The sequence below is a fragment of the Ensifer sp. Root31 genome (assembly GCF_001424825.1).
Lineage (GTDB): Bacteria > Pseudomonadota > Alphaproteobacteria > Rhizobiales > Rhizobiaceae > Ensifer > Ensifer canadensis.
In genome coordinates, this window is the sequence record NZ_LMCO01000004.1 from 119317 (window position 1) to 138353 (window position 19037).

Below are 19037 nucleotides of genomic sequence, written 5' to 3' on the forward strand. Positions count from 1 at the left end.
CGTGGATTTTCAAACAGGGCTTAGCATGAGGGAAGCAAGGTTCAGCAATGGAGCTCAATATAATTCGTCATCATCCCGACGACGCGGGGCTGATCGGAAGCGTGCATCTTTTACCTCATTGGATGCTCAAAGGGCACCAAGCGATCCTCGCTGTGGACATCGGTGGAACCAATATTCGGGTTGGTGTCGTCGAACTGAACACGCAAAAGGCTAAGAATTTTGCTCATGCGAAGGTTGGCAAATCGCACGTATGGCGGCACGCCGACGATGAGCCGAACCGGACCACGTGCGTTGAAAAGGTCGCCGCGATGCTCAGGCATATGGTGGAATATGCGCGAAAGAAAAAGCTCGATCTCGCTCCAGCAGTCGGCATCGCCTGTCCCGGGATCATCGAAGAAACGGGCTCGATTACCCGCGGTGCGCAAAATCTGCCGGGGGGCAACTGGGAGAGCGAAAGCTTCAACCTGCCCGAGGTCTTGCGACGTGCGGTACCGAAGATTGGAGACCAAGACAGTTTTTTCGTCATGCACAATGACGCCGCCGTCGTACAAGGGTTGTCGCAGCTTCCCTTTCTCGATGATGCACAAAACTGGGGCGTATTGACGATTTGAACAGGCTTGGGTAACGCGCATTTCTCCACGAAGCCTGAACTCAATAAAGTGGCATAGGTTACATCAGAGGTGATGCCGAGGCCCGTTGTCGCTCGACGTGCCGCTCATTATTAACTTGTCGATAGTAATGGGAAAGTCGCGGAAACGAGTCCCTGTTGCGTGAAATATCGCATTTGAAACGGCAGCGGCAACACCGATAATGCCGATCTCGCCCAGTCCTTTTGCTCCGATGGGGCTCACCTTGTTGTCATCCTCCTCGACAAAAATCACCTCAAGCCCGTCGATATCGGCATTTGTGGGCACGTGATACTCCGCCAAGTTATGGTTGACGATCCGGCCGATGCGGTGGTCGATCATCCCATTTTCATGCAACGCCATGCCAATTCCCATCACAATGCCGCCCAGAATCTGGCTTCGAGCGGTCTTGGGATTAAGGATGCGGCCCGCGGCAATGGCGCTGACAACTCGCGTGACGCGAACAACGCCGAGATCAGCATCCACCTTGACCTCGGCAAACACGGCTGAATGGGTGTAGGCAGCAAATGTCTTGGCGAGTTTCTTGTCTGGCCCGGCTACTCCAAGTTCTTCGATGGCCGAGACGCCAACAAAGCTCATGATGTCGGACAAAGCCAGACCGAGCTGGTGATTGGTCTTGAGAACGAGGCGACCCTCGGCAATTTCGACTTCCTTGGCTGCGGCGTGTTTTAGCGGCGTGCCAGACATGACATGCGCATGCTTGAGGAGAGTTTCAATGACACGCTTTGATGCTGCCTGGACGGCAGTACCAGATGATGCAGCTGTGTAGGATCCGCCTTCGACGGCCGTCTTAGGAAGAGAAGAGTCCCCGATCTCCACGGTGACGTTGTCAATTGGAACATCGAAGCAATCAGCGGCAATCTGGCCGAGGATCGTATAGGTGCCGGTCCCGATATCGGAAGCGGCAGCCGAGACGTAGACCTTGCCATCAGAAGAAACCCGCACTTTGGCTTGAGCTGGCGACATTTTAGCTTCCCATAAGCCCGTTGCCATTCCCCAACCCACAAGGTCATTTCCCTCGCGCATCGAGCGCGGTTCTGCCGAACGCCCTGACCATCCGAAGCGTGAAGCGCCTTCATGGTAACAAGCCATCAACGCCTTGGAGGTGATTTCCTTGTCTTGGTTCTGGTCCCGATGGGCGAAATTGCGGATGCGGAAATCCAATGGGTCAGTTCCTGTGGCGAAAGCGAGTTCGTCAAATGCCACCTCAAGGGCCGTTACACCTGTTGCCGCCCCGGGCGCGCGCATATCGCCTGGAGTAGAAACGTCGAGCTTGACGATTTCATACGTAATCTTGACGTTTTCGCAATGGTAGGCGAGGCCGGACCAATTAGCGACGTTTTCCTGGTAATCTTCATGACGGGACGTCGAATGGACGGCGTGGTGCATGACCGATATCAGGTTTCCATTTCCATCGGCTGCAAGGGAGACCTGTTGGAAACTAGAGGGCCGCCAAGTCAGGTAAAACATCTCGCGGCGGCTCATCTCGACCTTGATCGATCGTTTCAGATCAAGGCTCGCCATCACAGCCAAAAAGAGTTGGTACTTCGGCCGCAATCCCTGCCCGAAAGCACCTCCTACGAAACTGTTCTTCACCGTTAATTTTTCGGACGCTAACCCGAATACATTGCAAATGTACTCGTGGGAGTTCTGCGAGCCCTGGGTTTTGTCATACACGGTCAAATCGCCGTTGCCATTTCGTATCACTGTCGTGGCGAACAGTTCCATCGGATTGTGATGTTCACCATCCATCCGGTATTCGGCGGAAATCTTGTATGGCGCGGCTGCGAAGGCAGCGTGCGCATCGCCGCGAGGCGGCGGCGGCATAGATTGCTCAGAGCGGGGCACTGGCGGCACGTAGCTTTCGTCGAGATTGCGCTCAAGATCAGTTTGCGGACGGTTGGGCAGATAGTGTACCCGGACGCAGCTCGCTGCATCTCGTGCCGCCTCGTAGCTGTCGGCAACCACAAGTGCCACGGGCTGACCGTCGAAAAGTATGCGGTCATTTTCTAGAGGGCGGAAGGGATGACCGGGCAGTGCGACCTGATCCTTCCACTTGCTATTTCGGTAAGCGACCGCCGGGCGGTTTTCGTGCGTGAAGACCTTCACGACGCCGGGCATGCAGGCCGCATGGTCTATGTCGATCGAGGCAATCTTACCCGTTGCAATATTGGCGGACACCACGCATCCAAACAGCAAGCCTGTGTCAAAATATTCCGCGGCATACCGCGCCTGACCGGTTACCTTTAACGGGCCATCCACGCGTGAATGTGGCGCGCCGACCGCTTTGTTTTCGCGTAGCATGTAAAAGCCCTTTACTATCGTGTCTGTCGCGGCCCATTCCCCTGAGATTGGGACGGACGCGTCGCCGCCTCGGTCAGTGCACGCGCAATGGCACGCTTCGCCAACACTATTTTGAAATCGTTGTCACCGTATCCTTTGGCGCCGGTCAACAGCCTGTCGGCAAGACGGCGGAACGTTGCATCTTCCGCCATTTCCCCAGCGAACTCCGCCTCAACCAGAGGGTCTCGCCAAGGTTTGTGCGCCACCCCCCCGAGGGCCAGCCTCACATCAACGATGCGTCCGTCGGATAGATCAATTGCTGCGGCAACGGAGACGAGCGCAAAGGCATAGGAGAGGCGGTCACGCAGCTTCAAATAGCTGTTGTGCGCGACGAAGTGGTTAGGCTCGAGTCGGATCGCGACGACGATTTCGCCAGGTTCCAATGAGTTGTCCCGGTCTGGCTCCTGGCCGGGAAGCCGGTGGAAGTCGGCCAGCGCAATACAACGTTGGCCTTTCGGTCCTATAACCTCGACTGTCGCTCCCAGGGCGGCCAGGCCAACGCACATATCCGACGGATGAACTGCGATGCAGCTTTCGCTCGCACCAAGGATAGCGTGATTTCGATTAAAGCCGCCGCGCGCAGAGCAGCCCGAGCCGGGACGGCGCTTATTGCAAGGCGTGGCAGGATCGTAGAAGTAGTAGCAACGGGTTCGTTGCAGAAGATTACCACCGGTCGTAGCCGCGTTTCGCAATTGTGGTGATGCACCAGCCAGAATGGCGCTTGTGAGTAGGGGATAGCGATTTATCACTCGTCGATCATGGGCGAGCGCCGAATTGCTGACCAGCGCGCCGATCCTCAGCCCGCCATCGGGCAACTCTTCGATGTCTTTCAACGGCAGGCGGTTGATGTCGATGATCGCTTCTGGATGCACAACATCGTATTTCATCAAGTCAACGAGATTGGTCCCGCCCGCGAGGACGAAAGCGCGCGGATTGGCTGAAAGCGCGCGTATCGCATTCTCCACGGATTCGGGCCGGGTGTAGGAAAACGGCTTCATCGTCCGGATCCGTCCGATTTATGCCGACCATTCGACTGCAAGACTGTTTCGATGGCGTCGATGATGTTGGTATAGGCGCCGCACCGGCAGAGATTACCGCTCATCAGTTCACGGATCTCGGCGCGTGAATACGCTCGGCCTTCATTGACCAGGCTTATCGCGGAACAAATTTGCCCTGGCGTGCAGTAGCCGCATTGAAACGCATCGTGATCAAGAAAAGCCTGTTGCATCGGGTGCAAAGCATCCGGAGTGCCGAAGCCTTCGATCGTCCTTATATCAGCCCCATCCAGCGATACGGCGAGCTTAAGGCAGGAATTTATGCGTTCACCATCAATCAAGACCGTGCATGCGCCGCATTGTCCATGATCGCAGCCCTTCTTAGTGCCCGTAAGCTCGAGCGGACCGCGCAGCAGATCCAGCAGCGTAATCCATGGGGCGATTTCGACGTTTGTTGTTTGGCCGTTGACCATGAATGATACCGCGCACTTTGGTGCGTGCATCGACGAGCGTGTGATCACGGGAAACCCTTTCACTGCTGCTCTGGGCCAAACGGCAGTCGCTTAAGAATGTTCCAATAGGCCAGACGAATGTTTCCCCGTCGCGCCGATGTCAACAATCATCGGTTTTCCGCGAAAACAGCAGTATCCTAGTGATTTTCAACAAGTTCCCTTGAAAACATAGCCCTTCGCGGACTTCCGGCGGACGATTTTCCGAAGAAGCACCAAAGCGTCCGTCTCGGATGCAAAGTGGTGGCTCATCTCCTGGCCGCGCGTACCGATACGCCCCCAAGCTCGAATGAGGGAAACTTCGCCAAACAGCGTCGGCTGTATCGACAACATATAATAGCGCGCCATGTTGCGGCTTGGATCTATCCGTTGAAAGTATAGGTTGGAGCACTGCTGGGTCATGAACACAGCATCACGTGTTCAAGATTCCGCGTCCAATCAGACTTTTGAATCGGTTGGGGCGAACTGATTCACGTTGTTGATGTAAACGCCCGTTCAGAAACAACGGAGAATCTAATGCGCCGGTGCAGCGATGGAGAACGGGACCGCGGCAGCGAAACCCTTTCTTCCGGCGGAATGAATGTGTTGCGGGCGCTTACTGATCAGAATTCATACACAAACTTTGGACCTAGGAGAGCCGATGCCCGACGAAAGCGTGATCCGCGCCTGAGCGTCGCCAGATAATCTTGGATTCAAAAAGATTGTTTAGGTTGAGGAAATCAGCCTGTCCAAACGGATGCTTTTGGATCGAGCAGGTGTTCTTGGCGGTCACGATGACGGTGTCGCGGGCGGCGATGGATCCGACCTGACACAGCGACGAAGACGGACATCGCACTGGAGCGGTCCTATCGGCATCGGCAAGAAACTTGCCTCGTATGGCGATCGCAGCCGTCGTCGGATCGAGGAGATCGGGCGCCTTGATACCAGGTTGATGGTGCATATTGATCGGATTCTTCGGGAGCGATTTGAGAGAGCGACAGCAATCCTTGAAGGGCATCTGCGTGCGTGAAGCTGGCGGCTTGGTCTTGCGTCTCGAACTCCCCGCCTGGAAGTCTTGGACCGCTTGACCAAGACAGCAGCGGTAAGGGCTGGATCTGGTATGCGATTTCGAACCTCGGGCTGGTAGGCGCACCTACGAAATCAAGATTTCTGGGTCGGCGAACAGCCGCCGCCCGTGAGAGTCCAGGACTCCGGGGAAGGGGATTCGCGTCATGCTAATCCCGGAGATCCGCCTTCTCGACGTCAGATCGCATGAGGGAGCTATGCGGTCTTCGTCGTGTTACGCCGAAATCGGTTGGTCCTGGGCCTTTCCGGTCACCCGGTCGCGCACGCTCTCCAGAATCTCGTCGGACAAGACGGGATCGTTCACCGCCCGGGACATGACGAGAGCGCCGACGAAGCTTGCGACATCCGCGATCGCTTGGCTGCGGTCAGGCTTGAAACCACTCTCCGTCTGCCAGTTCTCCATATGGGCGATCAACCCGCGGATATGATCTGTCACCGGGCCTCGCTCCGCCTCCGGCAGTCTTGCGAGCTCCGGCCCAAGAGCGGCCACGGTGCATCCCGCTCCAACGGCGGCGCGATGCTCTGGTGAAAGATAGGATTTCGCGAAATCGTCCAACGATCCACTGAGGGCATCGGCGCCCAGCATGTTCTGCATCGCATGGGCCAGCGCTTGCTCTGCAAGATCGCTCTTGGATTTGAAGTGGCCGTAGAAGCCGCCATGGGTGAGGCCGGCCCCTTTCATGACGGCATCGACACCGACGGCATGGATGCCATTCTCGCGAAACAGCTTTGCTGCCGTATCGAGAATCCGCTGCCGGTTATCCTTTGCCTGTTCCTTGGTCGGACGCATGCGCAACTCCTTTCGGAAAATACCCTTGACAATTTATATGACGACCGTCATTTAAATGCAATGCATGACGATCGTCATTTAAATAAACAAACCGGGCGGAAACGCTTTTTAGAAGGATGAAGCACATGAGCATGCGTTATAGAGTTTTCGGCCGCACCGGCCTTCGCGTTTCGTCGTTGGCGCTGGGCACCGGCAATTTCGGCACCGGCTGGGGCTACGGCGCGGACCGAGAGACTGCGAAGCAGATATTCGAGGGTTACCGCACCGCCGGCGGCAATTTCATCGATACGGCCGACCAGTATCAGTTCGGCCACTCGGAAACGCTGACCGGCGAATTCATCACTAGCGAGCGCGACGATATCGTGCTCGCTACAAAGTTCTCGCTGGGCGATGCGCCGACCAGCGGCTTGCAGCGCACTGGCAACAGCCGCAAGGCGATGATTCAATCCGTGGAAGCCAGCCTGAAGCGCCTGAACACCGATCGCATCGATCTTCTCTGGGTGCATATGCCGGATGCCGTCACCCCGATCGACGAAATCGTCCGCGGCCTTGATGACCTCTCCCGTTCCGGCAAGATCCTCTATTCCGGCCTGTCGGACTTCCCAGCCTGGCGCGTCGCCACCGCCGCCACCTTGGCAGACCTGCGCGGCTGGTCGCCGATCTCGGCGCTGCAGATCGAATACAGCCTCGTGGAACGCACCGTCGAGCGCGAGCTGATCCCCATGGCCAATGCCTTTGGACTGGGCACCGTTAGCTGGTCACCGCTTGGCGGTGGTCTCCTCACCGGAAAATATCGCAAGGGCGAGACGGGCAGGGCGCAAGGGCTCGGCGCGGTCATCCATGGTGAAAGCGACGATCGCAAGACGGCAACCGTTGACGTGGTTCTGGCGATTGCCGAGGAAACCGGACTTCCTGCCGGTCAGATCGCCATCGCCTGGGTACTAGCCAAAGGCTCAACGCTGCCGATCATCGGTCCGCGCACCAAGGAGCAGCTCGACGACAATCTTTCAGCACTCAATGTTCGCCTGACCGAAGAGCAGATCGCCCGCCTCGATACCGCCAGCGCCATCCCGCTCGGCTTCCCCTACGATATCGTTACCGGCAGTCGCGGTCGTCTGGCGGGCGGCAAGGAGGATGTGATGGACTGGCCGGCCGCTGCGGTGAAGTGAGGCCGTTGATCGGCCGAATTTTCCATCCGTCATGCTCGGCCCGGGGCGAAGCTTCCGTTTTCGCGGGGTGAGTCCTCGGCTCACCACCCGGGGATGACGGAGTGGCTCCCGGACAGAAGCCCAATGTCGCCGCGACGATGTCGAAGCAGCCCTCCATGGACGTGTTCTTTCGACGTCGGCAAGGCTTTGCCGTTGTCGCCCTGGGACTAGGGAAGCGTAAGACTGGGACAGTGAACGACGGGCGTCAAGCTTGGCGAGAGGTGTTCGCGCCAGGAGTGCGGTTGTTACCGTTCTATGTCATGTTATTTCATTACATAAAATCAGATAAGAGTAATTATGGAACTGGACGGTCATTTGGGCAGTGTTGCTTTTCTGGATTAGCCGAGCGCCTTCAAAGCCCTGTTCCTCCTGGCCCTGGTGACGATCGAGCGAAAGCGAAAAAGCAACAAACCGCCCATTTCCGCTCCTGCAACAACTAATCCTGTGCGCGAGGTCGCCAAAGCATTGTCTTCCAAAGCAAATCTTTCGCTCACTCACCCAGCTTCATTGCCGAAACGGCATTCTTTGGAACATGGCCACGGTTTCGTCCGTGTTGCCTTTTGCGCTTAAATCGCCGTTGAAGCCGCCGTGAATTCCTCGATATAGTACGGTTTCGGCTATTGCTTTTCCGGTAGAACGTCAGAGGCGCGCTCGTCAGGACAAGCGATTTCCCGATGCCAGTCAATCTTGTTTCTTCCTCGCTGCCAGTGACGATTTCCGGAATGGTCATCGTCGGTTTTTTCGGCGCTCCGCATTCTGGGCCACGATCTGAGCGATGTGCTGGAGCCTTCGTTGGAGCTGTCTTTCAACCAGCGCTGAATATTGCACGCCGGATCACAATCCAGAGTCGATCATGTTCGCCTCGGGACGCCAAATCTCCCTTCGGACCGATCACCAAGGCGTGCGTCCCGAGGGTTCCTAAGTGTCATCGTCTTCGGCGTCGCAATCCAAACCATCCTTCACGCGCTGAACTGCTTCCGCCACAGCGGCTTCCAGATACGAAACCTCGTCATCGGTCAGCTCCCCGAACAGGCCGCGTTTCTTTTTCGAGATGCGGCCGTTCTGTAGGCACAGCTTGACGAACAAAGCCGCCCTGCGGTTGGGCATATCGATTACATCGGTCAAAGCTGTGTAGCCGGCATCGAAATAACGAATGTAGTCGAGTTCCTCCTTGAGGTCTTTCTGCACCGTCTCGGCGATCTTCTGATAGATGAACTCCACCGATGGAGTGCCATCGAAATATCGATAGAGGTGGGCGGTGTCGTTCCTGACGATGATGTTGTGATCCCTGTCCCATCGCCAGTCCGTTCTTTCCAATGCGGGACGCGAGAACGTATCAAGCGTGGCCCCGTATGCTTTTTCGTCACGGATGATGGCGGCGGATACCGGGAAGAGAAAGTCGGGGGGGGTGAAGCCTTCTCTGGACAGGACGTTGTGGATCAGGAAGCGGTGGATTCGCCCGTTGCCGTCTTCGAACGGATGTATGTAGACGAAAGCGAAAGCGACAACCGTCGCCGCGACCACAGGGTCCGACATGCCCCTGAGCCGCTTGGTCAGCAATGACCAATCGGCCATCAACGGTTCGACATCCTCGGGTTTCGGGCATATGAAATGGACCTTTTCAAATCCGGGGCCGATCGTCTGCCCGACGAAATTCTGGAAATCGCGGAAATCGTTTGCCGCATATCTCGGATCGACGATCGTATTCTGCAGCTCGACGAGATCGCGTTTGCTCGCCGGATCGAAAGCCGCGGTATTCCTCAGCGCGGCAACGAAGCGTTCTGCTCTCTGCGCGGTGGGCTCTTCGCGCTCGATCTCAAAGGAGGATTTCGTCTCCTTGGTGAACAGGTACTGGATCGCTCTGGCAAGGAGTGCTGGGTCGCAATCGTTTACGATGTCTTGAGCCTGCCTGTTGATTTCCGACGCTCTTGCATCGGCTATCAGCCTCGTGGGACGTACGGTGACGCATAGTCCCGGCACGCCGAGCATGTTGTCGACAACCTTGTGGCGTTGTGAGAATCTGCCGGCCGCGCCGATGTTTTTCTTTTCATCCAGCGCATGGACGTAATTCACGGTACCCGCGTCTGGCAGAGAAAGCCGTGCTCCAGTGAACCATTCATAGAGAAACCATGCCCGGCGGGCGAACGCACCTTTTGGCTCGGTTTTGACCCAGGCTTCGATCTCTGCCGGATCGACCTTGTTCATGGTCTGGGCTATGACGCCCATGTCGAGTGTTTCATTCTTCAGAGCGAATTTGAGGTTTCCTGCAGTGCTTTCTTCGGGAGCATAGACAAGGGGGTACTTTTCAATGACTCTCCCCTCTTCTACATATGTTTTCCGAGACGTCTGGCCGCACCAGGACTCGACGGCTGGCGCAGGGCAATCCAAGCCCAGATGCGTCTTCAGCCAATTCTGTCCGACTGGGAATTCGCTCATCGTGGAACCCGCCCGTTCAAAAACGCATTCGCTTGTTAAGATTCGTTTTATTTTACCTTCTACCGTCAAAAAACGCTATATGGCCAAGCATTTTCGGAAGAGCGCCCTCAAAAATGCATTCGAGCGTAAAAAATGCGATGCAAAAATGCCTTAGCGTCGAAAAACGTATTCGAGATTGCATCAACGCCGAACAATCCAAGCCGGATCACACCCCGTGTCGCAGGCGGCAGGAGGAAAGGCGGCGAGCGCCATAGGCTCCGCAGCTATGAAGAAAGCAACAAAGGCTCTAAACGGTCCGCGCTACACCGTCCACCTGTGTTGCGAATCCGGTCTGGAATAAAAGCAACAAACAGAGCGCGTGTTGCAACAAGCAGGTCAGGCATGACGGTCCAAGAACGCCTTTATTGTTGGGCCATCGATATACTCACTCACTCAGCTACAGAGCCGAAACCGCACTCTTGAAACTACAAATATGCCGCTGATGAGGCTTTGAGGCCGCCTTGCGAAGCTTCCGAACTGGGAAGACACCCAACGGCAAATAACGCCAACTGGACGCCTTCGATGAAGACAAAACGTCGCCTGCTGGGAACGCCTCGTTGACTCTACTCTTCTCCGAACTCCAGAGGCATATCGGGGCTTCATGCAGAATACTTAGATGCGAATCCGATCCGCCGCCACTATGCAGGCGGCCATGTAACGTGTGCGCAAAGAGGTATTGCTCCGGTGGACGAAGTAACGGATTACGACATGTCGGAGCATCGCAGATAATTATAGGTGCAACTTTACATTGTATTCAGACAAAATATTGCTTCTATGCCCGATCCATTCAAAGATTCTCACTTTGCTAACCATTTTGCATCACGTTCCCTCAGCCACCCGACGATGATCTCGGGAATTGCACTTGTGTGTGACATGACTTCATGACGTCAGAAATGAATTCGGCGCGCCAGAAGAGACATGTCCACGTTGAGAAATGTCCATCATGAGAATCAAGAACCAATTCATCATCCTGGCATCCGCCACCGGTGTCGCTATTACGGGCCTGGTCGGTAGCCTGTGGGGATACGACGGCGCTGCCACGGATGTGACAAAGGCCTACGACCAGAAGTACCGATCTTATCTGCTTGCCGATAATTTGCGCCAGTCGTCCGACGACCTCACTCGTCTGGTGCGGACATATGCCGAAACCGGCGACGTTTCTTTCAAGGAACAATACAATGCCGTCGTAGAGATCAGAAACGGTACACGGCCGCGCCCGCAAGACTATCACCGGATCTATTGGGACTTCGTCGCAAGCGGAGAGACCAAGCCCCGTCCAGATGGTGTCGCCGTTTCCCTAAACGACCTGATGAAGCAGGCCGGCTTCACGGACGAGGAATTCTCGCTCCTTGACGAGGCCGGCAAGCGCTCCGACGCCCTGATCAAGCTGGAAACCGAGGCGATGGATCTCGTGGACAATGCCGCGACGAAGGGGCCGGAGTCCCAGCGCAAGGCGACGCAGATGCTTAACTCGCCGGACTACCATCGCTATAAGGCCGAGATCATGAAGCCGGTCGATACCTTCTTCGTCAAACTCGAAGCGCGCACCCAAGCCGCAGTGGATGAGGCGAACGCTGACGATCGCTGCCATGTCCGCTCTCGTTTTGATGCTTGCCATTGTCGGTCTCGTGACCTTCAAGCGGATCATTGGCGGCATGTACAAACTCGGTGCGTCGATGGGCCTCGTCGCAGGTGGGCAGTTGGACGCCCAGATCGATCTTGCAAAGAACAATGACGAAATCGGCGACATGGGCAAGGCGCTGGAAGTTTTCCGGCAAGGCGCGATCGCCAACAGGCGATTGGAGAAAGAGGCGGAAGAAAATCGCAGGCGTGCGGAGGCCGAGCGGATCGCGACGCAGGAAAAGGCCGAAGCCGATGCAGCCGAACGCCTCCGCGTTGCGACCTCCGGACTCGCCGCCGGCCTGAAGCGCCTCGCCTCCGGCGACCTGGCTTTCCAGCTCAACGAGGCCTTCGCGCAGGATTTCGAAGCCTTGCGCCGCGACTTCAACCAGTCCGTCTCCCAGCTGGGGACGACGATGTCCGAAATATCGAACTCGATCTCTGGGCTCGATACCGGCACCCGCGAGATCGCCGACGGTACGGACGACCTATCGAAGCGCACCGAGCAGCAAGCGGCCTCGCTCGAGGAAACGGCCGCAGCTCTTGACGAGATCACTGTCAACGTCGCCAATTCCAGCAAGCGCACCGAAGAAGCCAAGAATGTCGCGAGCCGCGCCAATCAATCGGCTGCCGAATCTGCGCAAGTTGTCTCACATGCTGAAGAGGCCATGCGCAAGATCGAGGAAAGCTCACAACAGATTTCCAACATCATCGGCGTCATTGACGAGATTGCTTTCCAGACCAATCTCCTGGCGCTGAACGCCGGGGTGGAGGCGGCACGGGCGGGCGATGCCGGCAAGGGCTTTGCCGTCGTAGCCCAGGAAGTGCGGGAACTCGCCCAGCGGTCCGCCCAAGCGGCCAAGGAAATCAAGGGGCTCATCCATAACTCGTCTACAGAAGTCGGAAACGGAGTGAAACTGGTTCGCGATGCCGGTTCGGCATTGAAAACCATCAGCGGCTTCATCGTCGAGATCAACGCGCACATGGAATCGATCGCCACATCCGCGAAAGAACAGTCAGTGGGGCTTGCCGAGGTCAACACGGCTGTCAATTCGATGGACCAGACGACGCAGCAGAATGCCGCAATGGTGGAACAATCGAACGCGGCATCAAACACACTTGCCTCGGAAGCCGTCAGGCTGCGGGAACTGGTCAGCCAGTTCAGGCTCGAAGGCATGACCGCGACGCATCCCGGCTCACCGCGCGTTGCCCGCAGCGCTGATTCCGCAGTCGCCTCCCCTGCCCGCTCGCTCAACCGTAAGGTCGCGTCCGCATTCAGCGGCAATGCGGCGCTGGCAACCAGCGACTGGGAAGAGTTCTGAGAGGTTGATATTTAGCATTTCGTCTTGGACGCGCTCGCGAGCAACGGAGCGCGTCCAACGATGGCCTTTAGACGCACAAGGCTCGCCACCATCGTAGTCTCTCTATTTCGTAAAAAGCGAGGAGATCAACCCGCAGGGACAACCGCGCTGCTTGCTCGGCTCACGGATCCTTGTCTCAGCCGATCGCTACTTCAAGCAACGCATCGCGCCGGCATCGAGGCAGCCATGACCGAGATCAAGGGTGAAACTTTCAAAGAAGGCTTTAACTTCTCTTCACGCAAAGGAACGTGGCCGATCAATCCAATAGGCCTTTGATCGTCGCGACAGGCAAAAACATGCGCATCGGCATCGATGGCAACGACTGGAAGCCATACCCAGCGTAGAGTTCGACGCGACGCCTCGTCTTTTCCTCATTGCCAGATTCGAGGACGTCAAGGAGAACAACGGCGATCCCGATCTGGTCGGCAATTCGGGCAATCCGTTTGAGACAATCGGCAAGGAGATCGCCACCGTAACCGCCACTCCTATAGCGCTCATCGCGCCCCACCATCGAGATATAGGCTGCAGGAATGCTGCCCGGCCCGATCCGTACCACGCACATCTCCTGTTCGGTTCCTATTGCTACGCCCAGGCATGGCGCATCCGCACGGAGAAGCTCGCGCGCGAGATCAGCGAGGATCGCTGGTGGGCAATCGAGATGGTGTGGTCCGTCGGCTCGGCCCATCTGCTGAGGGCGCTTGCACTTTCGGCCCGACCCGCACTCGCCGCAGCAAAGATGTCGAACCTTCACGGACCGTTCGGTGAACCGGCATGGCTGACGGCCCTTGCGGCGGCGCGCTCACAGGCCGAACAGATATCGCCTAATTGACACCCGTCCCCGATAGTCCGGGGGCGAGGTTAGCTGGCTTTCTTCAATCCCGCGACCTTTCTAAGATCGTCGTTCAATCGACTTTGCCAGCCCTTGCCGCAGTTGCGCTTGTAGTGCTCGATGATGTCGGGGTCCAACCGAATGGATATCTGTTGCCGAGGTTTTTCGATAGCCGGGCGCCCTCTAGACCTCTTGATGCTTTCAGCCAGGTCAGGGAAAGCTTCCGCAAACGGCCTTGCTTGAGCTAACTGATCATCTGTTGCCTCTGGCGCGTCGGGGTCACTGGCTATCTTACGTTGGATTTCAGCCTCTTCTTTATCGGAGAGGTAGCGAACCTTGCGGGGTTGGTTGGTCATAGTAGGTTCCTTTCCTTCTGGCTGGCGTCACGCATGGAAATGATGGAAATGCCTTCGGTTCCAAGGTGGGCGAACACGACTGCGATAACGCCGTTGCGCAGGACGCCGATTGCCATGAAGCGGCCTTCCTTTGCCGGGATCACGAGAGACGACATGAAGAACTGTCCAGATCGTCAAAGTCATAGCCGTGCTGGCTATGTTGGACTGGCGCTTGTGGTTATCGTAGGTGATCTTCATGCATTTATGTATCACATTTATTCATTAATGCAAGAATAAACGTGATACGTTTAATCGAGGAGATGAACCACAATTTCGCATCCGACGCTAAGGCCGCTCGACTCTTGAATTACGACGTCGTGCTGAATAGCGACGATCCGAAGATGCTTGCGAAAGCTTTAAACGCTCTGAAACCAGACGGCCACCTCGTTTCGATTTGAGGCCCCGCCGGATGCGGCATTCGAACGGATTTCCAAGGCCTCAGGAAGATACCCAATGCTAATCTGCGCAAGTGCCGAGTATTGGCGTCATAAGCTTTATGTGGGCATCGACTCGTTCCAGCACTTTTTCAGGAATAACGGCACGTTCAGGCAGGGACCACCAAAGCTGGTTTACACATTCAACCGTCTCGGTCACCGCTTTGAGCACAGCAGCTTCCGGCAGACGTGAACGGTTAGCGAAGGCCTTCCACCGTTGTGCATTCATTGCCTTGAAGGAGCGGTCGCCGGCAAGCGGCAGCGCCATAGCATCAGCCGGAATATAGGGAACCGTCGAGAGCACGTCGTAGACCGGTGCAAGTGCCGGCTTGTCGCCGGCGCTGCGATAGATCAGCGACCAATTTTTGAGGTGCATGTCACCATTGCCAGTGATGGCGGCCAAAGCCAACCGTCGGACGAATTCCAGCGCGGCCGAAGAGGAAACCGCAACGCCGAGTGCAGCGGCGATATCGTGATAGGCCGCGCCTTCGTATTTGCGCGAAGGATAGATGCCGAACACCTGAGCAAAATCCTCGACATGGATCCGCTCACCATCCACGCCGCGATCGAAGCGTTTGACGAGCAAGACTTTCCCGTCGGACAGCGTATTGAATTCCTCCGGAATACCCGCGAATTCCGATTGTTCGACAAGCTCACGTTCCGGCACATCCATGCCGATCGCATCGGCCAGAGCTAGATTGGCATATTCGTTCTCCGAGACGCCCGGAAACGAAGTCGAAGGAAACTTGGCGATATAAGCCCCCTGCTCATCCCCGAGCGGGATGGCCAGGCCCCCACCCTTGCCCGTGTTCTTGACGACCGAAAGTTTCATCTGCACACCCGCGAGCGAAAACCGGGCCTTCGGTTCGGGACGTGACAGAGCGTCGGCATTAGCAACCACTCCTTCGCTTGGTACGACGCGGACAGCACCTGGTAAATCCGACCCGAGGGCGACAAGCAGATCGAAATCGTTCCCAGCGCGAACACTGCCTGCGTGGTGCTTTTCCATCGCCTCGCGCAGTTTGTCATCGGGAAGAAGATTGGCAAAAAATGCGGGCAAAGCACTAGCTACAGGTTTTGGATCCTTGCGCAATCCTCCGGTTGCCGCGCGAAAAGACAGACTGAGCACAGGGAAACCACCCGTAGCGCGATAGCTATCCTCGAAGCTGAACGCGTTGAAATCGCCGGGTGTCCTGACGATCGTGCCGACCTTCAGATTGTTCAACAACACCTCAAGCGATGAGACCGATTTGGGATTTAGAGACGAATTAGACATCAGTGTCACCGTCGGGACGGGACATGAAGGCGGGCAAATCGTCGTCGTCATTCGGTCGTAGCAACGCATCAACGGCTGGGACTATCGCCTGAGGGATAAGCATAATTTCGAGACCGAGGGCGCGAGCAATGTTGATCAGCGTCGTCGTACGGGCCGCGGCGCTCCCCGTCTCGATTTCGCGATACCGAGGACGCGATATGCCTGCCATCTCGGCAACTTGCTCTTGTGTGAGCCCCAAGCCTTTACGCTTCGTCTTTAACAATCGACCGATTTCAAGTAGAGCCTCTGATCTCATTTTTGATACCTAGACATATCATACCATTCGAAATGATACGTATAAATATCTACCCCCACAGTCAAGAGGAATGAAATGTATGGGGACCTTTGCAGATAAGTGATCCGTTTACGGATCGTCTTTCTCAGCGATTAGGCAGTTCCCAGATCGAGCGCGCGGCTCCAGCGGCGCGGAGAAGAGGTGAGAGGAACATCGCCCGAGTATCGACGTTCAACTGAAATCGGAAACTGTGTTCCTGGTCGAGACCTGGCGTCCACCGTTGTGGGAACAAAACTCTGGAGATTGAAAATGAAAGAGGCCAAAAAACCAACGCCCGCAGGCGAAGAGTCGGCCAAAGGCTTGAAAGAAAGCGCCGAAAAGGAGGAGAGACGGGTGGAACGACAGAAAGGAAGCCCGCTGGCAAAGGGCGAGGACCGATTTGAGGAGCGTTCCAGAAGCTCTGACGGTAAGAGCGCTGGAGACAAACAAAGACCCTGAAGTCGATGCCGAAACATGAAATTCCAAAAGCGCCGCTACGCGCACCTGTGAGGCGCCGGGAAACTCTCGGTCGGCTGGAGATGTCGCTGTCGCTGAAACCATTCATCATCACGGAAAGCGGGCGCACGCAAAACTCGAAATCGTGGGTAGTGACGCATTCGACGCTTAGGTTAAGTCTGCGAGACGAGTGAATTGACATGCTCTTCGAGTGTGACTTTCCCACGGATCGGCTCGTTAGGCAGTTCGGCACCGTCAATCGTCGCCATGGTCATGCGGGCATAGGAGCGGGCGGCGGCCTCGGAAAACCCCTGCTCTCGGAAGCTCTTTTCGATCCGTTGACGGGCTATCCCTTGTAGTGCGACAGGAAGACCAAGCGCGTTTGAGAAGGCTTGCGCCACTTCCGTAAAAGTGTATCTGCGGGGGCCCTCGACATACTTAATACCGACGTCATTGTTGGTGCTTGAAAGTCGTATCGCCGCTACCTCTGCGAGGTCCGCAGGAGAGACCATCGGCAACACAAGATCTCCGGGGAAAGGCGACGACAGATGTCCCTCTTTAGCTGTCTCCAGCAGATTATCCAGATTGGTGAAGTAATAGGCCGCCCGGTTTATCGCGGTCGGTACCCCAGTTCCTTGCACAAGCTGCTCAAATTCGTAAAGGACGGATAAGTCACCAATGCCGTCGCCAGCCTGAGCGCCATAAGAGGATGCAACGACGACCTTCTCCAGGTCTGATCCTCCGACAGCTCTCGCGATGCTTCGAGCGGTTTTGAGTTCCTCGCTGTTGGTATCGGAAGCTCGGCTTGCCGGCGGATTGAGAAGGAAAGCGCGTTTTGCCTGCCTGAAAACCGCGTGAAGCCGATCCTCATTTGCCACGTCAGCGATAACTACTTCGACGTTGTTTCCTTGGATAGTTTTCGCCTTTTCCGGATCATGAGCGATGGCGGTAACGTGCTCGCCTGACGAACCGAGAGCCGCGACAACGCTCGAACCGACATGTCCGGTGGCTCCCAGGACGACGTACATGTTTATCTTCCTCTTAAGCTAAAAATGCTGCCCTCGGGGAAGCCCGTCGGCAACTCAAGCAAGACTCGATTTCGCTGCATCACTCAGCGCTGCGATCCGCTTCATCGAAGTGTTGACTTCAGCCTCGTTCCACGAATTTGTTGAAACGGCTGAGGTTGCCATCGCTTGTCTTATCTTGGTAGAGGAAGGCGAGCTTCGCCTCGTCGAAAATCCTGAAGAATTCCTCCCACTCGACTTCTTCAAAAGCTTCCTCTTTTTCTCCGAAATCGATACGAAGCACGCCGCCCTTTCCTTCCGTGCGGATGACGGAAGGGGTTCCACGCCGTTTTTCAACCCATGATCGGATCGTGTCGTGGTCCGTAGTACTTTCTGAACTGCTCATAACCCACTTCCTCCCTGGATCGTTCACATAGTGACCTTGGCGTTGTCGCCCATGTCCGGCCGGACATGGCTGACTGCGGCCGCAGCCATTTTAATGTAGCTAACGATCGTGCCCGGACTGTCCCAGTATTCGGCGAAATCAGGGGTGACCTTGAGGACACGGATCGACGGATCGTCTGGGCTATCCCACCAAGCCTTGGCAGGCGTGGCCCACAGGTCGCGAATTTTTGATCGATCATTTAGCACTTCAGCGGCGCCGGAAATCGAAACGTATTTCTGCCCCTTGGATTCTGCGAAAGCGAGGCAGACGGAGCGATTTGTCTCGATCTCGTCATCCTTGTGACTTGCGACGTCCGTGAGGAAATAAAAAGCATTTTCGCTCGCCTGTGGATGTGCAGACATTGGTCGGGAGCGAATGCTATCGCCGACCTGGGTAGCAAGCATGCAGAATCCGATCTTCTCAGCAAGGTTCCAGACTTTTGCCTGCTCATCTTTGTCATGTGTCATAGAAACTCTCCTCTAGAGGTCTGCCGTTCCATAGGCGACGCTCGGTCCTGGCTATCACGACACCTATGTCCTCAGCCGCAAACTAGCGGCGAGCGACCATTAAAATTGTCGCCATCGCGCACCCTGACTGCGCTTTGCCTCAGACTTCGTTTCATGGGACACAGCGGACCGGCCCGGCGCCGGAGACGACAAACGGAAAAACCGTTTGTCGGTCGAAAGGTTCCCAATGATCAGCGGTTCTGGCGCGGCAAGGCTTGCCGATGCGCTTCAATCAGTCGTCTTCGCTCTGCCGGAGTGGCTGTAAGGAGCTTACCGCGAGCGCTCTGCATATCGTGCTGAGATCAAAAGACGATCCTTAACGGCTCCTGCTCACGGAGCCCTCTTCCGGACGGCTAAAGAACCGGG

General features: G+C 56.3%; 17 protein-coding genes and 3 pseudogenes. 5 read left to right on the top strand and 15 right to left on the bottom strand.

Translation table 11 applies throughout. The features are described from left to right. Positions 1-47: 47 nt before the first annotated feature. Positions 48-611 (top strand): annotated as a pseudogene (locus tag ASD00_RS05915) (ROK family protein); the annotation flags it as partial. Positions 612-674: 63 nt separating this feature from the next. On the opposite strand, the gene ASD00_RS05920 reads toward ASD00_RS05915, so the two are convergent. From ASD00_RS05920 to ASD00_RS05945, 6 genes are all read right to left on the bottom strand, one after another. After that, complete coding sequence (locus tag ASD00_RS05920) at positions 675-2951, bottom strand: xanthine dehydrogenase family protein molybdopterin-binding subunit (protein ID WP_057205469.1); 2277 nt, start codon at positions 2949-2951, stop codon at positions 675-677. Between the two features lie 14 nt (positions 2952-2965). After that, on the bottom strand, positions 2966-3988 hold the full coding sequence (locus ASD00_RS05925) for a xanthine dehydrogenase family protein subunit M (protein ID WP_057205472.1): 1023 nt from the start codon (positions 3986-3988) through the stop codon (positions 2966-2968). Then, positions 3985-4488 (bottom strand): 2Fe-2S iron-sulfur cluster-binding protein, encoded by a 504-nt coding sequence (locus ASD00_RS38425; RefSeq protein WP_082523460.1) that lies wholly within the window; start codon positions 4486-4488, stop codon positions 3985-3987. Before ASD00_RS38425 ends, ASD00_RS05925 begins: the two co-directional genes overlap by 4 nt. Positions 4489-4644: 156 nt before the next feature. Then, positions 4645-4896: a WGR domain-containing protein gene (locus tag ASD00_RS05935; RefSeq protein ID WP_057205477.1), complete on the bottom strand. Its 252-nt coding sequence runs from the start codon at positions 4894-4896 to the stop codon at positions 4645-4647. A gap of 226 nt (positions 4897-5122) precedes the next feature. Further along, positions 5123-5491, bottom strand: a complete 369-nt coding sequence (locus ASD00_RS05940) for a hypothetical protein (protein WP_057205479.1) — start codon at positions 5489-5491, stop codon at positions 5123-5125. A 282-nt stretch (positions 5492-5773) separates the two neighbouring features. After that, entirely contained in the window at positions 5774-6349 is a 576-nt protein-coding gene (locus ASD00_RS05945) for a TetR family transcriptional regulator (protein ID WP_057205481.1), read from the bottom strand. Between the two features lie 125 nt (positions 6350-6474). On the opposite strand from ASD00_RS05945, the gene ASD00_RS05950 reads away from it, so the two are divergent. Beyond that, positions 6475-7518 carry an aldo/keto reductase gene (locus tag ASD00_RS05950; RefSeq protein WP_234908117.1) on the top strand — a complete coding sequence of 348 codons (1044 nt, stop codon included), beginning with the start codon at positions 6475-6477 and terminating at the stop codon, positions 7516-7518. Between the two features lie 957 nt (positions 7519-8475). Here ASD00_RS05950 and ASD00_RS05955 read toward each other — a convergent pair. Continuing rightward, positions 8476-9993: a Fic family protein gene (locus tag ASD00_RS05955; protein WP_063963229.1), complete on the bottom strand. Its 1518-nt coding sequence runs from the start codon at positions 9991-9993 to the stop codon at positions 8476-8478. A 1631-nt stretch (positions 9994-11624) separates the two neighbouring features. Between ASD00_RS05955 and ASD00_RS05965 the strand changes: the two are divergent. Further along, a pseudogene (locus tag ASD00_RS05965) lies at positions 11625-12974 on the top strand (methyl-accepting chemotaxis protein); the annotation flags it as partial. Positions 12975-13269: 295 nt separating this feature from the next. Here ASD00_RS05965 and ASD00_RS41485 read toward each other — a convergent pair. Further along, positions 13270-13569: a hypothetical protein gene (locus ASD00_RS41485; RefSeq protein ID WP_244496013.1), complete on the bottom strand. Its 300-nt coding sequence runs from the start codon at positions 13567-13569 to the stop codon at positions 13270-13272. Between the two features lie 9 nt (positions 13570-13578). On the opposite strand from ASD00_RS41485, the gene ASD00_RS41490 reads away from it, so the two are divergent. Beyond that, positions 13579-13842 (top strand): DUF4034 domain-containing protein, encoded by a 264-nt coding sequence (locus ASD00_RS41490; protein ID WP_244496015.1) that lies wholly within the window; start codon positions 13579-13581, stop codon positions 13840-13842. A gap of 29 nt (positions 13843-13871) precedes the next feature. On the opposite strand, the gene ASD00_RS05975 is transcribed toward ASD00_RS41490, so the two are convergent. From ASD00_RS05975 to ASD00_RS05990, 4 genes and pseudogenes are all read right to left on the bottom strand, one after another. Then, complete coding sequence (locus tag ASD00_RS05975; RefSeq protein ID WP_025431031.1) at positions 13872-14198, bottom strand: BrnA antitoxin family protein; 327 nt, start codon at positions 14196-14198, stop codon at positions 13872-13874. After that, a pseudogene (locus ASD00_RS05980) lies at positions 14195-14435 on the bottom strand (BrnT family toxin). The gene ASD00_RS05975 and the pseudogene ASD00_RS05980 overlap by 4 nt, the downstream one beginning before the upstream one ends. A gap of 258 nt (positions 14436-14693) precedes the next feature. Beyond that, the gene (locus tag ASD00_RS05985) at positions 14694-15947 is read right to left on the bottom strand and encodes a HipA domain-containing protein (protein WP_057205493.1); all 1254 of its coding nucleotides are present in this window, start codon (positions 15945-15947) and stop codon (positions 14694-14696) included. After that, positions 15940-16242, bottom strand: a complete 303-nt coding sequence (locus tag ASD00_RS05990; protein WP_057205496.1) for a helix-turn-helix transcriptional regulator — start codon at positions 16240-16242, stop codon at positions 15940-15942. Before ASD00_RS05990 ends, ASD00_RS05985 begins: the two co-directional genes overlap by 8 nt. Before the next feature lie 288 nt (positions 16243-16530). On the opposite strand from ASD00_RS05990, the gene ASD00_RS05995 reads away from it, so the two are divergent. Continuing rightward, positions 16531-16719, top strand: a complete 189-nt coding sequence (locus ASD00_RS05995) for a hypothetical protein (RefSeq protein ID WP_057205499.1) — start codon at positions 16531-16533, stop codon at positions 16717-16719. Positions 16720-16889: 170 nt separating this feature from the next. On the opposite strand, the gene ASD00_RS06000 is transcribed toward ASD00_RS05995, so the two are convergent. The 3 genes from ASD00_RS06000 to ASD00_RS06010 form a co-directional block, all read right to left on the bottom strand. Further along, on the bottom strand, positions 16890-17744 hold the full coding sequence (locus ASD00_RS06000; RefSeq protein WP_057205502.1) for an NmrA family NAD(P)-binding protein: 855 nt from the start codon (positions 17742-17744) through the stop codon (positions 16890-16892). Between the two features lie 118 nt (positions 17745-17862). Beyond that, on the bottom strand, positions 17863-18126 hold the full coding sequence (locus tag ASD00_RS06005; protein WP_057205504.1) for a hypothetical protein: 264 nt from the start codon (positions 18124-18126) through the stop codon (positions 17863-17865). Positions 18127-18149: 23 nt separating this feature from the next. Then, entirely contained in the window at positions 18150-18632 is a 483-nt protein-coding gene (locus ASD00_RS06010; RefSeq protein WP_057205507.1) for a pyridoxamine 5'-phosphate oxidase family protein, read from the bottom strand. Between the last annotated feature and the right edge of the window lie 405 nt (positions 18633-19037).